At 33.0% G+C, this 18,603-nt stretch carries 18 protein-coding genes; 15 read left to right on the top strand and 3 right to left on the bottom strand.

All coding sequences use genetic code 11. The features are described from left to right. Positions 1–43: 43 nt before the first annotated feature. On the top strand, positions 44–844 hold the full coding sequence (gene proC / locus Q0075_RS09355) for a pyrroline-5-carboxylate reductase (RefSeq protein WP_297869290.1): 801 nt from the start codon (positions 44–46) through the stop codon (positions 842–844). Positions 845–903: 59 nt separating this feature from the next. Here proC and Q0075_RS09350 read toward each other — a convergent pair whose 3' ends face one another. Further along, positions 904–1,833, bottom strand: coding sequence for a fasciclin domain-containing protein (locus tag Q0075_RS09350; protein WP_297869289.1), 930 nt, complete (start codon positions 1,831–1,833; stop codon positions 904–906). A 184-nt stretch (positions 1,834–2,017) separates the two neighbouring features. Here Q0075_RS09350 and Q0075_RS09345 point away from each other — a divergent pair, with 184 nt between their 5' ends. The 6 genes from Q0075_RS09345 (at position 2,018) to pafA (ending at position 8,751) form a co-directional block, all read left to right on the top strand. Then, on the top strand, positions 2,018–2,782 hold the full coding sequence (locus Q0075_RS09345) for a hypothetical protein (RefSeq protein ID WP_297869288.1): 765 nt from the start codon (positions 2,018–2,020) through the stop codon (positions 2,780–2,782). Next, entirely contained in the window at positions 2,783–3,970 is a 1,188-nt protein-coding gene (gene mnmA / locus Q0075_RS09340) for a tRNA 2-thiouridine(34) synthase MnmA (protein ID WP_297869287.1), read from the top strand. Positions 3,971–4,029: 59 nt separating this feature from the next. Continuing rightward, positions 4,030–5,643 (top strand): S8 family serine peptidase, encoded by a 1,614-nt coding sequence (locus Q0075_RS09335; RefSeq protein ID WP_297869286.1) that lies wholly within the window; start codon positions 4,030–4,032, stop codon positions 5,641–5,643. Continuing rightward, on the top strand, positions 5,643–6,587 hold the full coding sequence (locus Q0075_RS09330) for a nitronate monooxygenase (protein ID WP_297869285.1): 945 nt from the start codon (positions 5,643–5,645) through the stop codon (positions 6,585–6,587). The genes Q0075_RS09335 and Q0075_RS09330 overlap by 1 nt, the downstream gene beginning before the upstream one ends. 12 nt (positions 6,588–6,599) lie before the next feature. Further along, on the top strand, positions 6,600–7,028 hold the full coding sequence (locus tag Q0075_RS09325) for a hypothetical protein (RefSeq protein ID WP_297869284.1): 429 nt from the start codon (positions 6,600–6,602) through the stop codon (positions 7,026–7,028). Positions 7,029–7,140: 112 nt separating this feature from the next. Then, positions 7,141–8,751 carry an alkaline phosphatase PafA gene (gene pafA, locus Q0075_RS09320; protein ID WP_297869283.1) on the top strand — a complete coding sequence of 537 codons (1,611 nt, stop codon included), beginning with the start codon at positions 7,141–7,143 and terminating at the stop codon, positions 8,749–8,751. A 62-nt stretch (positions 8,752–8,813) separates the two neighbouring features. Here pafA and lysA read toward each other — a convergent pair whose 3' ends face one another. Continuing rightward, a complete protein-coding gene (gene lysA / locus Q0075_RS09315) occupies positions 8,814–10,019 on the bottom strand; it encodes a diaminopimelate decarboxylase (RefSeq protein WP_297869282.1) in 1,206 nt (401 codons plus the stop codon). 237 nt (positions 10,020–10,256) lie between these two features. On the opposite strand from lysA, the gene sucC reads away from it, so the two are divergent. The 5 genes from sucC to priA all read left to right on the top strand — a co-directional run bounded on the left by sucC (position 10,257) and on the right by priA (position 16,545). Further along, positions 10,257–11,450, top strand: a complete 1,194-nt coding sequence (gene sucC / locus Q0075_RS09310) for an ADP-forming succinate--CoA ligase subunit beta (protein WP_026726609.1) — start codon at positions 10,257–10,259, stop codon at positions 11,448–11,450. A gap of 122 nt (positions 11,451–11,572) precedes the next feature. Further along, complete coding sequence (nadC, locus tag Q0075_RS09305) at positions 11,573–12,430, top strand: carboxylating nicotinate-nucleotide diphosphorylase (RefSeq protein ID WP_297869281.1); 858 nt, start codon at positions 11,573–11,575, stop codon at positions 12,428–12,430. Positions 12,431–12,433: 3 nt separating this feature from the next. Beyond that, entirely contained in the window at positions 12,434–13,357 is a 924-nt protein-coding gene (locus Q0075_RS09300) for a YihY/virulence factor BrkB family protein (protein WP_297869280.1), read from the top strand. A 21-nt stretch (positions 13,358–13,378) separates the two neighbouring features. Continuing rightward, positions 13,379–13,942: a chalcone isomerase family protein gene (locus tag Q0075_RS09295; RefSeq protein WP_297869279.1), complete on the top strand. Its 564-nt coding sequence runs from the start codon at positions 13,379–13,381 to the stop codon at positions 13,940–13,942. A gap of 152 nt (positions 13,943–14,094) precedes the next feature. Next, positions 14,095–16,545: a primosomal protein N' gene (priA, locus tag Q0075_RS09290; RefSeq protein WP_297869278.1), complete on the top strand. Its 2,451-nt coding sequence runs from the start codon at positions 14,095–14,097 to the stop codon at positions 16,543–16,545. Here the strand turns inward: priA and Q0075_RS09285 are convergent. Beyond that, a complete protein-coding gene (locus Q0075_RS09285; RefSeq protein WP_297869277.1) occupies positions 16,542–17,237 on the bottom strand; it encodes a LytTR family DNA-binding domain-containing protein in 696 nt (231 codons plus the stop codon). The two genes, priA and Q0075_RS09285, sit on opposite strands and share 4 nt — an antisense overlap. Positions 17,238–17,390: 153 nt before the next feature. Between Q0075_RS09285 and rpsF the strand changes: the two genes are divergently transcribed. The 3 genes from rpsF (at position 17,391) to rplI (ending at position 18,541) form a co-directional block, all read left to right on the top strand. After that, positions 17,391–17,732: a 30S ribosomal protein S6 gene (gene rpsF / locus Q0075_RS09280; RefSeq protein WP_297869276.1), complete on the top strand. Its 342-nt coding sequence runs from the start codon at positions 17,391–17,393 to the stop codon at positions 17,730–17,732. A gap of 2 nt (positions 17,733–17,734) precedes the next feature. Beyond that, entirely contained in the window at positions 17,735–18,031 is a 297-nt protein-coding gene (gene rpsR / locus Q0075_RS09275) for a 30S ribosomal protein S18 (protein WP_008253655.1), read from the top strand. A gap of 66 nt (positions 18,032–18,097) precedes the next feature. Beyond that, on the top strand, positions 18,098–18,541 hold the full coding sequence (gene rplI / locus Q0075_RS09270; RefSeq protein ID WP_194096150.1) for a 50S ribosomal protein L9: 444 nt from the start codon (positions 18,098–18,100) through the stop codon (positions 18,539–18,541). Positions 18,542–18,603: the final 62 nt, after the last annotated feature.

The raw sequence follows: 18,603 nt of genomic DNA, 5'->3' as shown, positions 1-18,603 counted from the left end.
ATAAACCCTGTCTAAACGACAGGGTTTCTTTTTTACACGAGTAATGAAAATAGCGATTATCGGATTTGGTAATATGGGGCAAACCTATGCCAATAGTTTTATGAGTTCGGGATTTGTAGGAACTTCAGATGTTTTAATTTTGAACAAAACAAAAATCGAAGAAAAGAATAGTTTCGGAATTGATGCAACCAATTGTTACACAGAACCAAATCCCCAAATCTTCGAATCAGATATTTTAATTTTAGCTGTAAAACCGCAAGATTTCAAACAATTAGCGTCTGAAATAAAAGCGTTTTTAAATCCTGAACATGTTGTCTTATCGGTTATGGCTGGAATTTCAATTGATATGATGCAAAAGCAATTAGGAGTTACTAAAATTGTTCGTTCTATGCCAAATATTCCAACACAAATAGGTGAGGGAATGACCGTTTTTTGCGCTTCAAATGCTGTGGATAGAAAAGAACTGTTCATTGTTCAGAATTTAATTAACACTACAGGAAAATCGATTTATATCGAAAGAGAAGAAATGCTAAATGCAGCCACAGCCATATCAGGAAGCGGACCTGCTTATGTGTTTTATTTTATGCAAGCTATGATTGAGTCAGCTATTAAATTAGGTTTTTCAGCGTCTGAAGCTGATTTTCTGGTAAGTAAAACATTTTTAGGTTCGGTACAATTGCAAAATAGAAGTACATTGTCAAACGAAGCTTGGATTCAACGTGTCGCTTCAAAGGGTGGAACTACAGAGGCCGCTTTGACTGTTTTTAGTCAAAAGAAACTTAAAGAAAATATAATTGAAGGTATTGAAGCCGCAAATGCAAGAGCTGTTGAATTAGGAACATAAAAAAACGCTTTCCATAGGAAAGCGTTTTTGTTCATAGCAATTTTATTAATAGAAACGAATTAATTTATGTTTGGTAATAATACTTTATTTACAGCATGTATTACACCATTCGAAGCTTGTACGTCAGTTGCGACAATGTTAGTTGTTCTGTTTTGTTCATCTGTAATTACTGTTCCTGAAATTGTAAAAGTTCCAGTTTCAAAAGTAGTTATTGGACCTGATGGAATTGCATTAGATAAAACATTGGCACCAGGAACAACATGATAGGTTAATACAGCAGTTTTTTGTGTTGCATTCAATCCACTGTATAAATTTAGTGTTGCGGTATCAAATGCGCTATTTAATGGGGCAAAAACAGTGAATGGAGAACTTGCTGTTCCATTAAGAGTTCCAACTAACTCTTGTTGTGTTAATAATGTAGCTAAAGTACTGAAGTTTGGATTTGCAGTTGCATGTGTTACAATTGTAGGTAATCCAATTACTGCATCCACTACGTGAATAACGCCATTATTAGCAATAATATCAGTGGAAGTTACACTAGATACTCCGTTTAATCTAACACCTGAAGCAGTGTTAATAAACATGCTTAATGTATTTGTAGATGAAGCACTACCCTTAGCTAAAGTCTTGACATAACCAGTTGTGAGTCCAGATGATAAATTTCTTCCATTAACAACATGATTTAAAAGTACTTGTGTTAGGGTAGGAATAGGAACATCATCAAGTGATTCAAATCCATTAACATCTAAAAAATCTAAGAAAGCTTGATTGGTTGGTGCAAAAACGGTATATGAACCGCTCTGATCTAGTGTTTCAGATAGTCCAGCTCGGTTTAAAGCATCAACTAGAACTGATAAATTAGGATTTTCTGATGCAATATCAGTAATTGATTTTTTTTGAGATGAACTATCGTCATCTGAACAAGAAAACATTAACGTAGATGTAACAACTAGTAATGTTAATTTCATTAATTTTGCAAAGTTTTTCATAGGGATTTATTTTTTGTTTAACCAAAACTATAAAATTTTAAACAAACAAAAAAATAATAAATGCGATTTTACCTCACATTTAACGCTTATTTATTTTTTGTTTAATATGTATTTGGTCTAATATTTGATTTTCTCATTGTTTTACAGGTAATTAGTAATTAATTAATTAAACAAAATTTAAAAAATGAAGCAATTATTTTTTGTGTTTTTATTTTTAGGAAATTTGCTTGTTATTGCACAAGATAAAGTCAATCAACTAGACGATAAAGGAAATCGTCACGGATTATGGAGAGGTACACATAAAGAATCAAATCGAATTCGATATGAAGGAACTTTCAATCATGGAAAAGAAACGGGTATTTTTAAGTATTTTGATGATACAAAAGCCGGAACTGTAATTGCAACAAGAGATTTTTCTAAAGGTGATGGTTCGTGTTATGCGGTTTTTTATGATCAAAAAGGAAATAAAGTAAGTGAAGGGAAATTGGTAAATAAACTTCCCGTAGGTGAATGGAAATATTATCATTTCGAGTCGAAACAATTGATGTCGCAAGAATATTACAAAGACGGTAAACTTGACGGTGTTCGAAAAGTATTTTATAAGGATGGAACGATTGCAGAAGAAACTAATTATAAATTAGGTATCAAAGAAGGAGCTTCAAAAACGTACTCAGAAAAAGGTGAATTAATTGATTCTCAAATTTATAAAAATAATGTTTATGATGGTCCAGCGTATTATTATGATGGTTTAGGTAATAAAATGTATGAGGGTAATTATCTAAACGGGAAACGAGTTGGAATTTGGAAATTTTATGAAAATAATAAGGTTATCAAACAAGTAAAAGCAGCAAAGTTTAGTCAAGAATTGATAAAATACGAACAAAGAAATACTAAAGAAGTTTCAAAAACACTTGAAGATTTAAAAAAAGAAAAAGGAGGACAAGAATAAATGAAAAGAGTAGTAGTAGGACTTTCGGGTGGAGTAGACTCGAGTGTTGCCGCTTATTTGTTAAAAGAACAAGGATATGAAGTTATTGGGTTATTCATGAAGAATTGGCATGATGATTCGGTAACAATTTCTAATGAATGTCCGTGGTTAGAAGATAGCAATGATGCTTTATTAGTAGCCGAAAAACTAGGAATTCCATTTCAAACAGTTGATTTGTCGGAACAATACAAAGAGAAAATCGTTGATTATATGTTTAACGAATACGAAAAAGGTAGAACTCCAAATCCTGACGTATTGTGTAACCGAGAAATTAAGTTTGATGTTTTTATGAAAATCGCCATGTCTCTTGGAGCTCACTATGTGGCAACGGGACATTATTGTCGTAAAGGAACTATTGAAAAAGATGGGAAAGAAGTATTTCAATTGTTAGCAGGAAAAGATGGAAACAAAGACCAATCGTATTTTCTTTGTCAATTATCGCAAGAACAACTTTCGAAAGCGTTATTCCCAATTGGTGAATTAACCAAACCTGAAGTTCGGGAAATTGCAGCCAAATTAGATTTGATTACTGCTGAAAAGAAAGATTCGCAAGGACTTTGTTTTATAGGAAAAGTACGTTTGCCTGAGTTTTTACAACAAAAATTACAGCCAAAAGAGGGTGTAATTATAGAAATTCCAGCAGAAGCTGAAATATATCATCAAGAACAACCTCAATTCAATTCCGAAGAAGAAGAATTTGCATTCGAATCAAGAAGAATTGATTATTCAAAAGTGCCAGGAAAAGTTATGGGCAAACATCAAGGTGCTCATTACTTTACAAAAGGACAACGTAAAGGTTTAAATGTTGGAGGAACAAAAGAACCTTTATTTATTATTGAAACCGATGTTGAAAAGAATATTGTATATACAGGGCAAGGAAACCAACATCCAGGTTTGTTTAAAAAAGCACTATTTATTGCAAATGATGAAATACATTGGATAAGAGAAGATTTAGCCTTGAAAGAAGGTGAAAAAATGGAAGTAATGGCACGAATTCGTTATCGTCAACCTTTACAAAAAGCGACTTTACATCAATTCAAAGACGGCATGTATGTAGTATTTGAGCACCCGCAATCTGCCATTACAGAAGGACAATTTGTAGCTTGGCATATAAATGATGAAATTCTAGGAAGTGGTGTAATTGCTTAAATTACAATTGTAGTTTCTTTAATAAAAATTACTAAATTTGGTTTGTAAACCCTAATTCTATGAAGAAATTACTACTTTTTACATTATTGGTTTTTAATTTTTGCTTTTCTCAACAAGATGCTTGGGTGTATTTCAATGATAAACCAGATGCGGTTTTTTATTTGAATAACCCTTTGCAAATGTTAACCCAACGTTCTTTAGACAGAAGAACGATACAGGGAATCGCTTTAAATAATACTGATGTACCTGTTTCCCAAAATTATATTGACCAAGTAGTTGCTTCAAACGGAATTACAGTGATGGCAAAATCAAAATGGTTAAATGCTTTACATATTAGAGGTTCACAGTCAGATATACAAGCGCTAAATAGTTTGCCTTTTGTAAATCGAATTGAATTTGCTGATAGAAATTTAAACTTAAGATCAAGTTCTAATTCATCAACTAACAATTTACAAGCTGTCAATAAGCAACTTGAAGTTTTGGTAGATTACAATTACGGAGAATCTTCAAATCAAATACAAATGTTAAACGGGCATTTGTTGCACCAACAAAATTATACTGGACAAGGTAAAATGATTGCTGTTATGGATGCTGGTTTTCCAGGAGTTGATACCGCAAGTACTTTCCAACGTTTACGTGACAATAATCAAATTTTAGGAGGTTATAATTTTCCTGATAGAAATACCTCTTTTTATACAAGAGGTTCTCATGGAACAAATGTATTGTCTTGTATGGGTGGTTATGTAGATAATCAATTAGTTGGAACTGCTCCTGATGCTCAATATTATTTATTTATTACCGAAGATGTCAATTCAGAAAATCCTGTTGAAGAATCGTATTGGGTGGAAGCAGCAGAAATGGCAGATAGTTTGGGAGTTGATGTTATAAATACCTCTTTAGGATATTTTACATACGATAATCCTAATTATAGTTATACCTATGCTGATATGAATGGAACGAAAGCATTTATTTCAAGAGGAGCAGATATGGCTTTTTCAAAAGGTATGATTTGTGTAACAAGTGCAGGAAATTCTGGAAATTCAGCAAATCCTCATATTGCAACTCCTGCGGATGCAAGTACAACTTTAACTATTGGAGCGGTTGATGCTTCTGAAAATTATGTTTCTTTTAGTTCTATCGGACCTTCTTCAGATGGTAGAGTAAAACCTGATGTTTGTGCTAAGGGTTTAAGTGCTACGGTAAGTAATACTTCTGGAGGAATTACAACCGCAAGTGGAACTTCATTCTCAAGTCCTATAATGGCAGGAATGGTTGCCTCTTTTTGGTCGGCTGTTCCTAACATGACAAATGCTCAAGTTGTTCAATTTGTTAAGCAATCGGCTGATTTGTATAATAATCCTACAATTTATAAAGGATATGGCGTGCCCGATTTTCAATTGGCTCTTACAAATGCTTTATCAACTAACAATTATGAAAATGATTTTGTTTTGTTATATCCAAATCCAGTGCAAGACAGACTTACGATTATAATTCCTAATTCAGAAACTCCAAGTCAATTTGTATTGTTCAATAATATTGGGCAACAAGTGGTATCGTTTTCAATTTCTGATACAAATTCAACAATATCGTTAGATAATTTGGCATCAGGTTTGTATTTTTACCAATTGAAAACTAAAAATAAAACATCTCAAGGAAAAGTACTGAAATTATAATGAATAAAATTACCCAACTCTTTAACATAAAATATCCTATTATTCAAGGTGGAATGATTTGGAACAGTGGTTATAAATTAGCAAGTGCTGTTAGTAATGCAGGCGGATTAGGTTTAATTGGTGCTGGATCCATGTATCCAGAAGTGTTAAGAGAACACATTCAAAAATGTAAAAAAGCAACCGATAAACCATTCGGAGTAAACGTTCCAATGTTGTATCCTAACATTGAAGAAATCATGCAAATTCTGAAAGAAGAAGGTGTGAAAATTGTTTTTACTTCGGCAGGAAATCCAAAAACTTGGACACCATTCTTGAAAGAGAACGGCATTACAGTAGTTCATGTGGTAAGTAGTTCAAAATTTGCATTAAAAGCACAAGAAGCGGGAGTAGATGCAGTGGTTGCGGAAGGTTTTGAAGCCGGCGGACACAATGGAAGAGAGGAAACGACAACGTTAACTTTAATTCCAATGGTGCGCGAACAAATTTCAATTCCATTAATAGCCGCAGGAGGAATCGCAACCGGTAGAGGAATGCTAGCCGCTATGACGTTAGGTGCCGATGGCGTTCAGATGGGAAGTCGCTTTGCTGCTTCAACGGAAAGTTCGGCCCATGATGAATTCAAGCGAACAATTGTTGAAACAGGTGAAGGTGATACGCAATTAACGTTAAAAGAATTGGCACCCGTTCGATTAATCAAGAATAAATTTTACAACGATGTTCAGGAATTGTATACCAAATGTCCGTCAAAAGAAGATTTAGAGAATTTACTAGGAAAAAGAAGAGCTAAAAGAGGAATGTTTGAAGGTGATTTAGTAGAAGGCGAATTAGAAATTGGTCAAATTGCAGGATTAATTCACGATATTTTACCTGTTGAAACTATTGTTGATAATATCATAGCCGAATTTAACTTGGCTAAAAAAGAGGTTACTACCTTTGAATTTTAATATAACAACGAAATGAAGAGTTTAAAATACATACTATTGTTTTTGTTTTTTGCATCGGCTACATCTTATGCTCAAAAGTTTAATTTTAAAACTTCTGGTTATATGGTAAGTCAGAAAGACAAAAAAGGAAATTGGAGCGATTGGTCTAAATTGCAAAAATCAGAAATGACGGTTTTGTTAGATATGGAAAGTCACAGAATTGTGGTTTATTCAGAAGTACTTCAGCTGTTTTCTATTATGAAATATGGAAACCAAGAAACGATTGGTGATGATGATGTAGTAAAATTCAATTGTGTGGATAATAACGGAGTAGAATGTACTTTAGCGATATACACCAGAAAGAAACAAGGAGGTAGAAATCAATTGTACATTACCTATGAAGATATGATTATTGCTTATAATATGACAGTTCTTGAAGATAAGCCTGCAAAGAAGAAATAATTCTAAATTATATTTAAAATGACTTTTTATTAAATGCAATAAAAAGTCATTTTTATATTTATTAACATTCCATTTACATCAAAAACGTACTTTTGTATAAAATAGTTTTAAAATGAAAAAAGCCTTAGTTGTATCAGTATTACTTGTTTCTTCGCTAATTTCAGCACAAGATAGACCTAAATTAGTAGTAGGAATTGTAGTAGACCAAATGAAAATGGAATATTTATACCGTTTTTCAAACGATTTTTCCGAGAATGGTTTCAAGCGATTAATGAAAGAAGGATACACTTTCAATAATACTCATTATAACTACATGCCAACTTATACCGCACCTGGTCATGCTTCTGTATACACTGGAACTACTCCTGCTGTTCACGGAATTGTAGGTAACGAATGGTTCAATAAAGCAACAGGAAAAGAAATGTATTGTACCGATGACGAAACGGTTTCAACTATTGGTGATGATTCCAAAAAAGAAGGTAAAATGTCGCCAAGAAACTTGCAAAGTTCTACGATTACTGACGAATTGAAGTTATCAACCAATTTTAAAGGAAAAGTTATCGGAATCAGTATCAAAGATAGAGGCGCGATTCTTCCAGCAGGGCATTTTGCGGATTGGGCCTTTTGGTATAGTAAAACAGGTGCGTTTATTTCGAGTACTTATTACGGAGAAAAACTTCCAGATTGGGCAACGCAATTCAATGCTGAGAAAAATTATTTGAAATATGTAACCAAAGGTTGGGATTTACTAAAACCAAAAGAAACCTATAACGAAAGTTTAACTGATAACAATCCATACGAAGGAAAATTGTATAAAAAAGCGCCGTTTATGCCATACAATTTACAAGATATGTATGATGCAAACGATGCTGGAATTCTTCGTTCAACGCCTTATGGAAATAATTTATTAGCCGATTTTGCTAAAAAAGCCATTGAAAGCGAAAATTTAGGAAAAGACAACATCACCGATTTTCTTGCCGTAAGTTTCTCTTCAACGGATTATATCGGACATGTTTTAGGACCACGTTCAATAGAATTACAAGACACTTATTTACGTTTAGATGAAACGATTGCTGATTTCTTAGCTTACTTAGACAAAACGGTTGGAAAAGGAAATTATATGGTTTTCTTAACGGCAGATCACGCTGGAGCTGAGAATGTAACCTATTTGAAAGACAATAAATACAAAGTAGATAACATCAATTATAAAAACATCCAGAAAGACTTAAAAGAGTTTTCGGAAACTACTTTTGGTGAAAACTTAGTATTAGATTACTCAAATTACAATGTGTTTTTCGATAAAGCAAAAGTAAAAGCAAAAGGCTTGAATTTACAAGATGTAAAACAAACCTTCAAAGATTATTTACACAAACAAGACTACATCAAACGAGTTTACACCGAAGAAGAAATTACCAACGGAAATCCAAGTGATTATTATTTAGACTTCATCACAAAAGGCTACGACCCAACACAAAACGGGGAACTTATCATGATTTTTAAACCAGGTTATGTAGAATATTCTTCAACCGGAACAACGCATGGTTCGCCTTATTCTTATGATACGCATGTACCCTTAATTTTCTTTGGCTGGAACATCAAAAAAGGTCAAACTCACGATAGAAAAGAAATCACACAAATTGCTCCAACAGTTACCCAAATGCTGAAAATTACCATGCCAAATAGTTCTGGTGGTAAAGTTTTGTTGGAGGTTTTAGAAAAATAACAAAAAAGCATCAAACTAAAATTTGATGCTTTTTCATTCGTGCTAATTCGTGAAATTCGTGTTTACACTTCAATCATCACTTGATTTTTCAAAATATCATCAAACGTTTCGCGTTCTCTGATTAAGTGTCCTTTTCCGTCTTTCCAAAGTACTTCCGCTGGTTTTAGTCGTGAGTTGTAGTTAGATGCCATTGAAAAGCAATAAGCACCGGCATTTCTAAAACATAAAATATCACCTTCGTGAATTTCAGTAATTCTTCGGTTACTTGCAAAAGTGTCGGTTTCACAGATATAACCTACTACCGAGTAGTAACGTTCTTTTCCTTTTGGGTTAGAAATATTTTCAATATGATGTTGCGCACCATATAACATTGGACGTATCAAATGATTGAATCCTGAGTCAATTCCAGCAAAAACTGTTGAGGTAGTTTGTTTTACTACATTTACTTTCGCTAAGAAATAACCCGCTTCGCTTACCAAGAATTTTCCTGGTTCAAACGCTAAAGTTAATGGGCGACCATATTCTTTTTCGAAGGCTAAAAAACGTTTCGTTAATTTTCTTCCAAATTCTTCTACATTAGTTTCAATATCTCCTTTTTTGTATGGTACTTTAAATCCACTTCCAAAATCAATAAAATCCAGTTCTGGGAAATTTTTAGCCGTTTCGAATAAAATTTCGGCTGCATATAAAAATACTTCTACATCTAAAATATCCGAACCCGTATGCATATGGATTCCGTTGATGTGCATTTTCGTATTTTCAATAATTCTCAAAATATGAGGCAATTGATGAATCGAAATACCGAATTTACTATCAATATGCCCTACCGAAATATTCGCATTTCCGCCTGCCATTACATGAGGATTAATTCGAATACAAACTGGAATTGTTGGGTGTTTTGTACCAAATTGCTCTAAAATCGATAAATTATCAATGTTAATTTGCACACCTAATTGCGCTACTTCTTCAATTTCTTCCATCGAAACACCATTTGGAGTGTAAATGATATCTTTCGGCTCAACTCCTGCATGTAATCCCAATTGCACTTCTTGCAAAGAAACCGTATCCAATCCAGAACCTAAACTTTTTAAGTATTTCAAAACAGAAACATTCGATAAAGCTTTAACGGCATAATGCACCTTAAAACGTTCTACTTTGCTAAAGGCGTTTTGTAATCGGTTGTATTGAATGGCAATTTTTTCCGCATCGTAAACATATAAAGGACTCCCAAATTCTGTTGCTAATTGTTGTAATACTTCTGGTTTCATTTTTGATTTAATTTGATGCAAAATTAATTCAATATTTACTTCATGCAATTTTTAAAACAATTATTAACAAAATATAACAAAATGTTTTATTTGTAACATTTGTGTTTTTTTAGAGTTGCAGTTTTAATAAGATTATGTATATCAAATTCCCAAATTAAACGAAAAAAAGTTAGTGCATTAAAAATTACTTTGCTATTTTTGTGGCACTTTTTTAAACAAGATAAACGCATAACAATTATGAACATACACGAATATCAGGGTAAAGAAATCCTAGCTAGTTATGGAGTACGTGTTCAACGTGGTATTGTTGCAAACAATCCAGTTGAGGCGGTAGCTGCAGCAAAACAATTAACTGCTGAAACAGGTACAAGTTGGTACGTAGTAAAAGCACAAATCCATGCTGGAGGTAGAGGAAAAGGAGGAGGAGTTAAGTTAGCTAAAAACTTAGACCAAGTAACTGAAATTTCTGAGCAAATCATCGGAATGCAGTTAATTACCCCACAAACTCCACCAGAAGGAAAAACGGTTCACAAAGTATTAATTGCTGAAGATGTTTATTATCCTGGTGAAAGCGAAACTTCTGAATTCTATGTTTCTGTGTTATTAAACAGAGCTACGGGTCGTAATATGATTATGTATTCTACTGAAGGTGGAATGGATATCGAAGAAGTAGCTGAGCACACTCCACATTTAATTTTTACAGAAGAAATTGATCCTGCTTACGGATTACAAGGTTTCCAAGCTAGAAAAATTGCTTTCAATTTAGGTTTATCTGGTGAAGCTTTCAAAGAAATGGTGAAATTTATCGATGCTTTATACAAAGCTTATATCGGTTCTGATTCATCTATGTTTGAAATCAACCCAGTATTAAAAACATCTGACAATAAAATCTTAGCAGTTGATGCTAAAGTAAATATCGACGATAACGCTTTATTCAGACAAGCAAAATATGCTGAAATGAGAGACGTTAGAGAAGAAAACCCAATCGAAGTAGAAGCTAAAGAAGTAGGATTAAACTACGTTGATTTAGATGGAACTGTAGGTTGTATGGTAAACGGAGCTGGTTTAGCAATGGCTACTATGGACTTAATTAAGTATGCAGGTTTTGAGCCAGCTAACTTCTTAGACGTAGGTGGAACTGCTGATGCGAAACGTGTGGAAACGGCTTTCCGTATCATCTTAAAAGATCCAAACGTAAAAGCTATTTTAATTAACATTTTTGGTGGAATCGTTCGTTGTGACCGTGTTGCTCAAGGTGTTGTTGATGCTTACAAAAACATGGGTGACGCTATTAAAGTGCCAATCATCGTTCGTTTACAAGGAACAAATGCAGAAATCGCTAAAGAATTAATCGATAATTCTGGTATGCCAATTTTATCTGCAGTACAATTCCAAGAAGCAGCTGACCAAGTAAAAGCAGCTTTATCTTAATCGAATTTAAAATTCAATCATAAAGAAACTCTCAGATTTATCTGGGAGTTTTTTGTTTTTAAGAGCTCAATATTTTTTAAACTTCAAAGGATTTCTTACATTAGCAATTCAATTAATAAATCATGATTTCAGAAGCGCAATTTCAAAAAGAATTAGAATTAATCATTAGCAATGCCATTCGCGAAGATGTTGGAGATGGCGACCATAGTTCGTTAGCTTGTATTCCAGTTTCAGCACAAGGAAAAGCGAAGTTATTAGTTAAAGATGAAGGGATTATCGCAGGAGTAGAATTCGCTAAAATGATTTTTCATTATGTGGATAAAGACATGAAAGTGGAAACTTTTATCAATGATGGTGAAAGAGTAAAATATGGTGATGTTGTTTTTCATGTTTCAGGAAGTTCACAATCTATTTTAAAAGCAGAGCGTTTGGTGTTGAATTCGATGCAACGAATGAGCGCCATCGCAACAAAAACCAAAATGTTTGTTGATTTGCTAGAAGGTACAAAAACTAAAATTTTAGATACTAGAAAAACCACACCAGGGATTCGTGCCATCGAAAAATGGGCGGTAAAAATCGGAGGTGGTGAAAATCATCGTTTTGCATTGTACGATATGATTATGTTGAAAGACAATCACAACGATTTTGCTGGAGGAATTCCGCAAGCGATTGCAAAGACAAAGCAATATTTAATTGATAATAACAAAGATTTAAAAATCATTGTAGAAGCCAGAAATTTAGACGAAGTGCAACAAATTTTAGATGCTGGCGGCGTTTACCGAATTTTATTAGACAATTTCGATTACGAAACTACGAAGAAAGCGGTAGCCATGATTGGAAATCAATCTTTGACAGAATCGTCAGGAAATATCAATGAAAAAACCATTCGTCATTATGCTGAATGTGGCGTCAATTATATTTCTTCAGGTGCTTTAACACATTCAGTTTACAATATGGATTTAAGCCTAAAAGCAATATAATGTATGTCAGAAGAAATAGAAAATAAACTCAATAAAATTCCTCTTGTAAGACAATTAGTTTCGCTTACAAAAGCCATAAAACTAAAAACGTTAGAAGGTTTATCGCTTTATGATATTTTAGAGCTTTATGTTTTGGGAATTTTCAAAGGTGCTTTTTCATATAGAGCAAGTGCAATTGCGTTTAGTTTCTTCATGGCATTATTTCCGTTTGCTTTATTTATCTTGAATTTAATTCCGTTTATCCCTTTGGAAAATTTCCAAGCCGATTTTTTAGAGTTTGTGGAAGAAGGAGTTCCACCCAATACTTACGAAGCTATTGAAGCTATTTTGAAAGATATTATGGAAACTAGTCACCAAGGCTTACTTTCATCAGGTTTTATTTTGTCTATTTTGTTGATGACTAACGGAATTAATGCCATTTTAGGCGGATTTGAAATGTCGGCCCACATTACTATTACCAGAGGTTTTTTCAGACAATATTTTATTTCATTAGCCATTTCTTTAGTGTTGTCGATGATTTTGCTAATCACGGTTGCTGCGATTGTAGTTGCTGAAGTAATGATTCAAAAAATTAATCTTTTTGGTGAAGTAACGGATATAGCATTAATTGAATGGAGTAGATACGGATTCATTCTTTTAATGATTTTAATTACTACTTCCATACTATATAAATTCGGAGCAAAAGAAACTTCTTCTATATCTTTTATTAGCTATGGTGCTGTATTTACCACAATTTTAATAATATTGTCTTCTTATATTTTCGGAATTTATGTAACTAAATTTGCTAAGTACAACGAGCTCTATGGTTCAATTGGTACGCTTCTTGTACTGATGTTTTATATTTGGATAAACTGCATGGTTTTGTTACTAGGTTTCGAATTAAATGCAACAATTTCAAAATTGAAAAGAAAAAATTTATATATTTAACCAAACTTAAAAAATTAGATTATGAGAAAACAAGTGATTACATTTTTAATGTTGATTGTAACTGTGTTTACAGTAAATGCACAAAAAACAGTTTCAGGAGTTAAAGTTGATGCGAAATTAAATTTAGAAGGTCAATCTTTAGTTTTAAATGGAGCTGGAACTCGTGTTAAAATGTTTATGGACATGTACGTAGGTGCTTTGTATTTAGAAAAAAAGAGTACTAATGCCAACGAAATTATGAACAGCAAAGAAGGAGCTGCCATTAAATTAAACATTGTATCAGGTTTAATTACCTCTGATAAAATGATTTCGGCTATTAATGAAGGTTTCGAAAATGCTACAGGAAAGAAAACTACTCCATTAAAAGCTAAAATTGATAAATTCAAAGGTTTCTTTAAAGAAGAAATCAAAAAAGGAGATATTTTTATCATCATCAATGTTCCTAACGAAGGTGTTGTTGTATACAAAAACGGAGTTAAAAAAGGAAGTATTGATGGTCACGATTTCAAAAAAGCTTTATTCGGAATCTGGTTATGCGACAAACCTGCTGATAAAGAATTAAAAGACGAAATGTTAGGGAAATAATCTTAATCATAAAAATACAAACAGAAGCGTTCTCAATTGAGGACGCTTTTTTGTAAACAAAACTTCCATCTTCGAGCTTCCAACTTCCATCTTTCAAACATCTTTTCTCTTTTTTCTTTTCTCTATTCTCTTTTTCCAACTATATTTGTTCTATGCTGTATTTTATCGAAGTCGTTTTACCTTTAGCAGTTTCTAAAACCTTTACTTATCAGGTTTCGGAAGCAGAATTTCACTACATTCATATTGGAATGCGAGTGGCTGTTCCTTTTGGAAAAACGAAGATTTATACGGCTTTGGTGTTAGATAAAACAAATACGCCTCCTCAATTATACGAAGCAAAAGAAATTCATCAAATTTTAGATGAAAAACCTGTTGTAAATCTTCATCAAATCGAGCATTGGAAATGGATTTCGTCTTATTATATGTGTTCACTTGGTCAAGTATTTCGAAGTGCATTGCCTTCTGGATATATTTTGGAAAGTGAAACCATTATTTCAGCAAAAGAAAATTCCGAAATCGATTCGGATGAACTTAAAGATGATGAATATCTAATTTTAGAAGCTTTAAAAAGCCAATCTTCGATTACGGTTCAAGATGTGATTAAAATTTTGGGAAAGAAAACGGTTTTCCCAATCATTAATCGATTATTGGCGAAAGGCGCATTAGTATTACAAGAAGAAATTTCGGAGCAATACAAACCGAAGTTAGTCCGCTACATCAAATTGCATGAATCTTTTTTACAACAAGAACAATTGGCAGAGTTGTTAGAGGTTTTATCTAAAGCCAAAAAACAACGCGAATTGGTTTTACATTATTTCCAATTACAAGCTCGTGAAAAAGCACCAATTTCAGTAAAAAAACTAATTGAAACTTCAGGAAGTTCTGCTGCAATTGTAAAATCTTTGGTAGATAAAACGATTTTCGAAGAATATTTCATTGCACAAGATAGAGTCGCATTCGATAAAGAAGAGGATAATCAATTCACGTTAAGTGAAGCCCAACAAGCAGCTTTTGATAGTATTCAAGAAAATTTCAAAACCTTTGATGTTAATTTATTACACGGCGTCACCGCTTCAGGTAAAACCGAAATTTACATCAAACTTTTAGAACAATATATTAAGGAAGGAAAACAAGTTTTGTTTTTGTTACCTGAAATTACCTTAACTACACAATTAGTTCAACGATTAACTGCTTATTTCGGAAATGAAGTCGCTGTTTTTCATTCGAAATATACCAATAACGAACGCATTGAAGTTTGGAATCAAGTCTTAGAAAATTCTCCAAAAGCAAAAGTGGTTATTGGAGTTCGAAGCGCTTTGTTTCTTCCGTTTTCCAATTTAGCATGTATTATTGTGGATGAAGAACACGAGCAAACCTTCAAACAGCATGATCCAGCACCACGATATCATGCCCGTGATGCTGCTATAGTTTTAGCAAAGCAGCACGGAGCAAAAGTGGTTTTAGGAAGTGCAACTCCATCTTTGGAAACCTATTATAATGTGCAATCCAATAAATACGGTTTAACCGAATTAAAAGTGCGCTATGGCAACGTTGTTTTGCCTGAAATCAAATTGGTCGATTTAAAGGATAAATATTTCAGAAAGAAAATGTCGGGGCATTTTTCTGATGAATTGTTGGAGGAAATTAGGGAAACTTTATCAAAAGGCGAACAAGTAATATTGTTTCAAAACCGAAGAGGATTTTCGCCTTATGTGGAGTGCATGACGTGTGGTCATGTGCCGCATTGTCCAAGTTGCGATGTGAGTTTGACGTATTACAAATTCAAAAATCAATTGCGTTGCCATTATTGCGGTCATTCGATTGCAAATCCAACGCATTGTCATAGTTGCCAATCGGTTGATGTTACTTCGAAAGGTTTTGGAACCGAACAAATTGAAATGGAATTGAAAACCCTTTTTCCAGAAAAAAATATTGGAAGAATGGATCAAGATACCACTCGAGGAAAATTCGGCTTCGAAAAAATAATCGATTCCTTCAAAAATAGAGAAATTGATGTTTTGGTAGGAACGCAAATGTTAGCCAAAGGTTTAGATTTTGATAATGTAACATTAGTTGGGATTTTAAATGCTGATAATTTATTAAATCAACCTAATTTCAGAGCTTACGAAAGAGCGTATCAAATGATGATGCAAGTTTCAGGTAGAGCAGGGCGTTCAGAGAAAAAAGGGAAAGTAGTGATTCAGACGTATAATCCATATCATAACACCATTCAACAAGTTTTGGGTAATGACTATACAGCAATGTATAAAGAACAAATTTACGAACGCCAGAATTTCAAATATCCGCCGTTTTTCAGATTGATAAAATTAACTTTAAAACATCGCGATTTTGATAAGTTGAAAGAAGGTTCTATGTGGTTGTATAATGTACTGTCTCAAAATTTAGATATGCCTGTTTTGGGTCCAGAAGAGCCAGCGATTAATAGAATTCGTAATGAATATATTCGAACGATTATGGTTAAAATTCCGGTTCAGAAACATTTGGGTAACACCAAAAAAAATATTGCGAAAGTGCTCATGAGTTTTGAAGCAGTTCCGCAATATCGATCTATTAAGGTAAAAGTAGATGTTGATGTGTATTAAGCGTTTTCGATAGCTTTTACAATTTCTTCTTTCTTATTTCGGCTTAATGGTATTTTAGTAGTTCCAATTTCAGCAAACTTACTATTGAATTTCTCGACCCTATCTAAATTGATAATGTACGATTTGTGTACTCGAATGAATTTACCAACAGGAAGTTCTTTTTCAAAACCTTTCATAGTTGATAATACTAGATGACTTTCGTCATCAGTAACTACTTTGATATAATCGCCATAGGCTTCAATCCATTTTATCTTAGAAAGATACACTTTAAGTTTCTTTAAATTACTTTTAATAACAATGCTATCACCAGTTTCTTCATGATTTTCATAACGTAAAACATGAAGTTCTGTAGCTTTTTTTACGGCTTTAATGAAACGTTCTTTAGAAATAGGTTTTTGAAGAAAATCAGTAGCTTCATAATCAAACGCTTTTACTGCATAATCAGCTTTTGAAGTAATAAATATGATTTGAGGTTTTGTTTTTAAACCATCTAATAAGTCAAATCCGTTTATTAATGGCATTTCGATGTCAAGAAAAATAAGATCAATCGTATTGTTGTTAATACAATTTTTAGCCTCAAGGGCATTAGCAAAATCTCCAATTAAGTTTAATAATGTTGATTCGTTAACCAATTTTGTAATGGTGATTCTTTGAATAGCACTATCATCAACAACGATACAATTCAATTTCATGGGCATATATTTTTTATAGTACGTTAAAAGTAGAATAATTATTACAATAATACAAGTTTTTTTTAAGTAAAAATTAATAATTGATTGTGCTTGTTATTTCAAATAAAATTATTATTTTTGCACCCAATTTTATAACAAATAAATTTAAAGATTATGAATCATTATGAAACTGTTTTCATCTTGAATCCCGTTTTATCTGAACAACAGATAAAGGAAACAGTTAGCAAGTTTGAAGATTTTCTTACTTCTAAAGGGTCTGAGATGGTATCGAAAGAAGATTGGGGCTTAAAAAAATTAGCTTACGAAATTCAAAACAAAAAAAGTGGTTTTTATCACTTATTCGAATTCAAAGCGCCAGCTGAAATTATCCTTGCATTTGAAACTGAATTCCGTCGTGACGAGCGTGTTATGCGTTTCTTAACTGTGTCTTTAGACAAACATGCAATTTCTTGGGCAGAAAGAAGAAGAGCAAAATTAAAATCTAAAACAAACTAATCATGTCTACATTAGAGCAATCTGCAAAAGGGAAAAAAGACGGAGATATCAGATATCTTACGCCTTTAAACATAGATACAAACAAAACTAAAAAATACTGTCGTTTCAAAAAATCAGGTATCAAATATATCGATTACAAAGACGCAGACTTTTTATTGAAATTCGTTAACGAGCAAGGTAAAATTTTACCAAGACGTTTAACAGGTACTTCATTAAAATACCAAAGAAAAGTTTCTGTAGCTGTTAAAAGAGCTCGTCACTTAGCTTTAATGCCATACGTGGCCGATTTATTAAAATAATCATTAACATATAGTTGTTGCCTCGTCTCTCTTGGCGGGCTAACTTCTAATTAAAAGGACAACAACATGGAACTTATCTTAAAACAAGACGTTCAAAATTTAGGATTTAAAGACGATGTAGTAACTGTGAAAAACGGATACGGTCGTAACTATTTAATTCCTCAAGGTTTTGCTATTTTAGCAACTCCATCTGCTAAAAAAGTTTTAGCTGAAAACTTAAAGCAAAAAGCGCACAAAGAAGCTAAACTTGTTGCAGATGCAAAAGCTTTAGCTGAAGCTTTAAAAGCTTTAGAAATTAAAATTACTGCTAAAGCAGGTGGTGATAAATTGTTTGGTTCAGTTACTAGCGCTAACATCGTGGAAGCATTAGAAGCTAACGGTCATTCAATTGAGAAAAAATTCATCACTAGCGGTGTTGTAAAACGTGTAGGTAAATATACTGCGTCAGTTAGATTACACAGAGATGTTATCGTTGAGTTACCATACGAAATCGTAGGTGAAAAAGCATAATTTTTCTTAAAATATAAATTAGCTCCGATTTTATCGGGGCTTTTTTTTTATCTTTACTTTAT

Origin of the sequence: uncultured Flavobacterium sp., assembly GCF_937967675.1 — a bacterium.
Lineage (GTDB): Bacteria > Bacteroidota > Bacteroidia > Flavobacteriales > Flavobacteriaceae > Flavobacterium.
The sequence above is the reverse complement of the archived record's forward strand: the minus strand, read 5'-3'. Positions and strand labels throughout refer to the sequence as shown.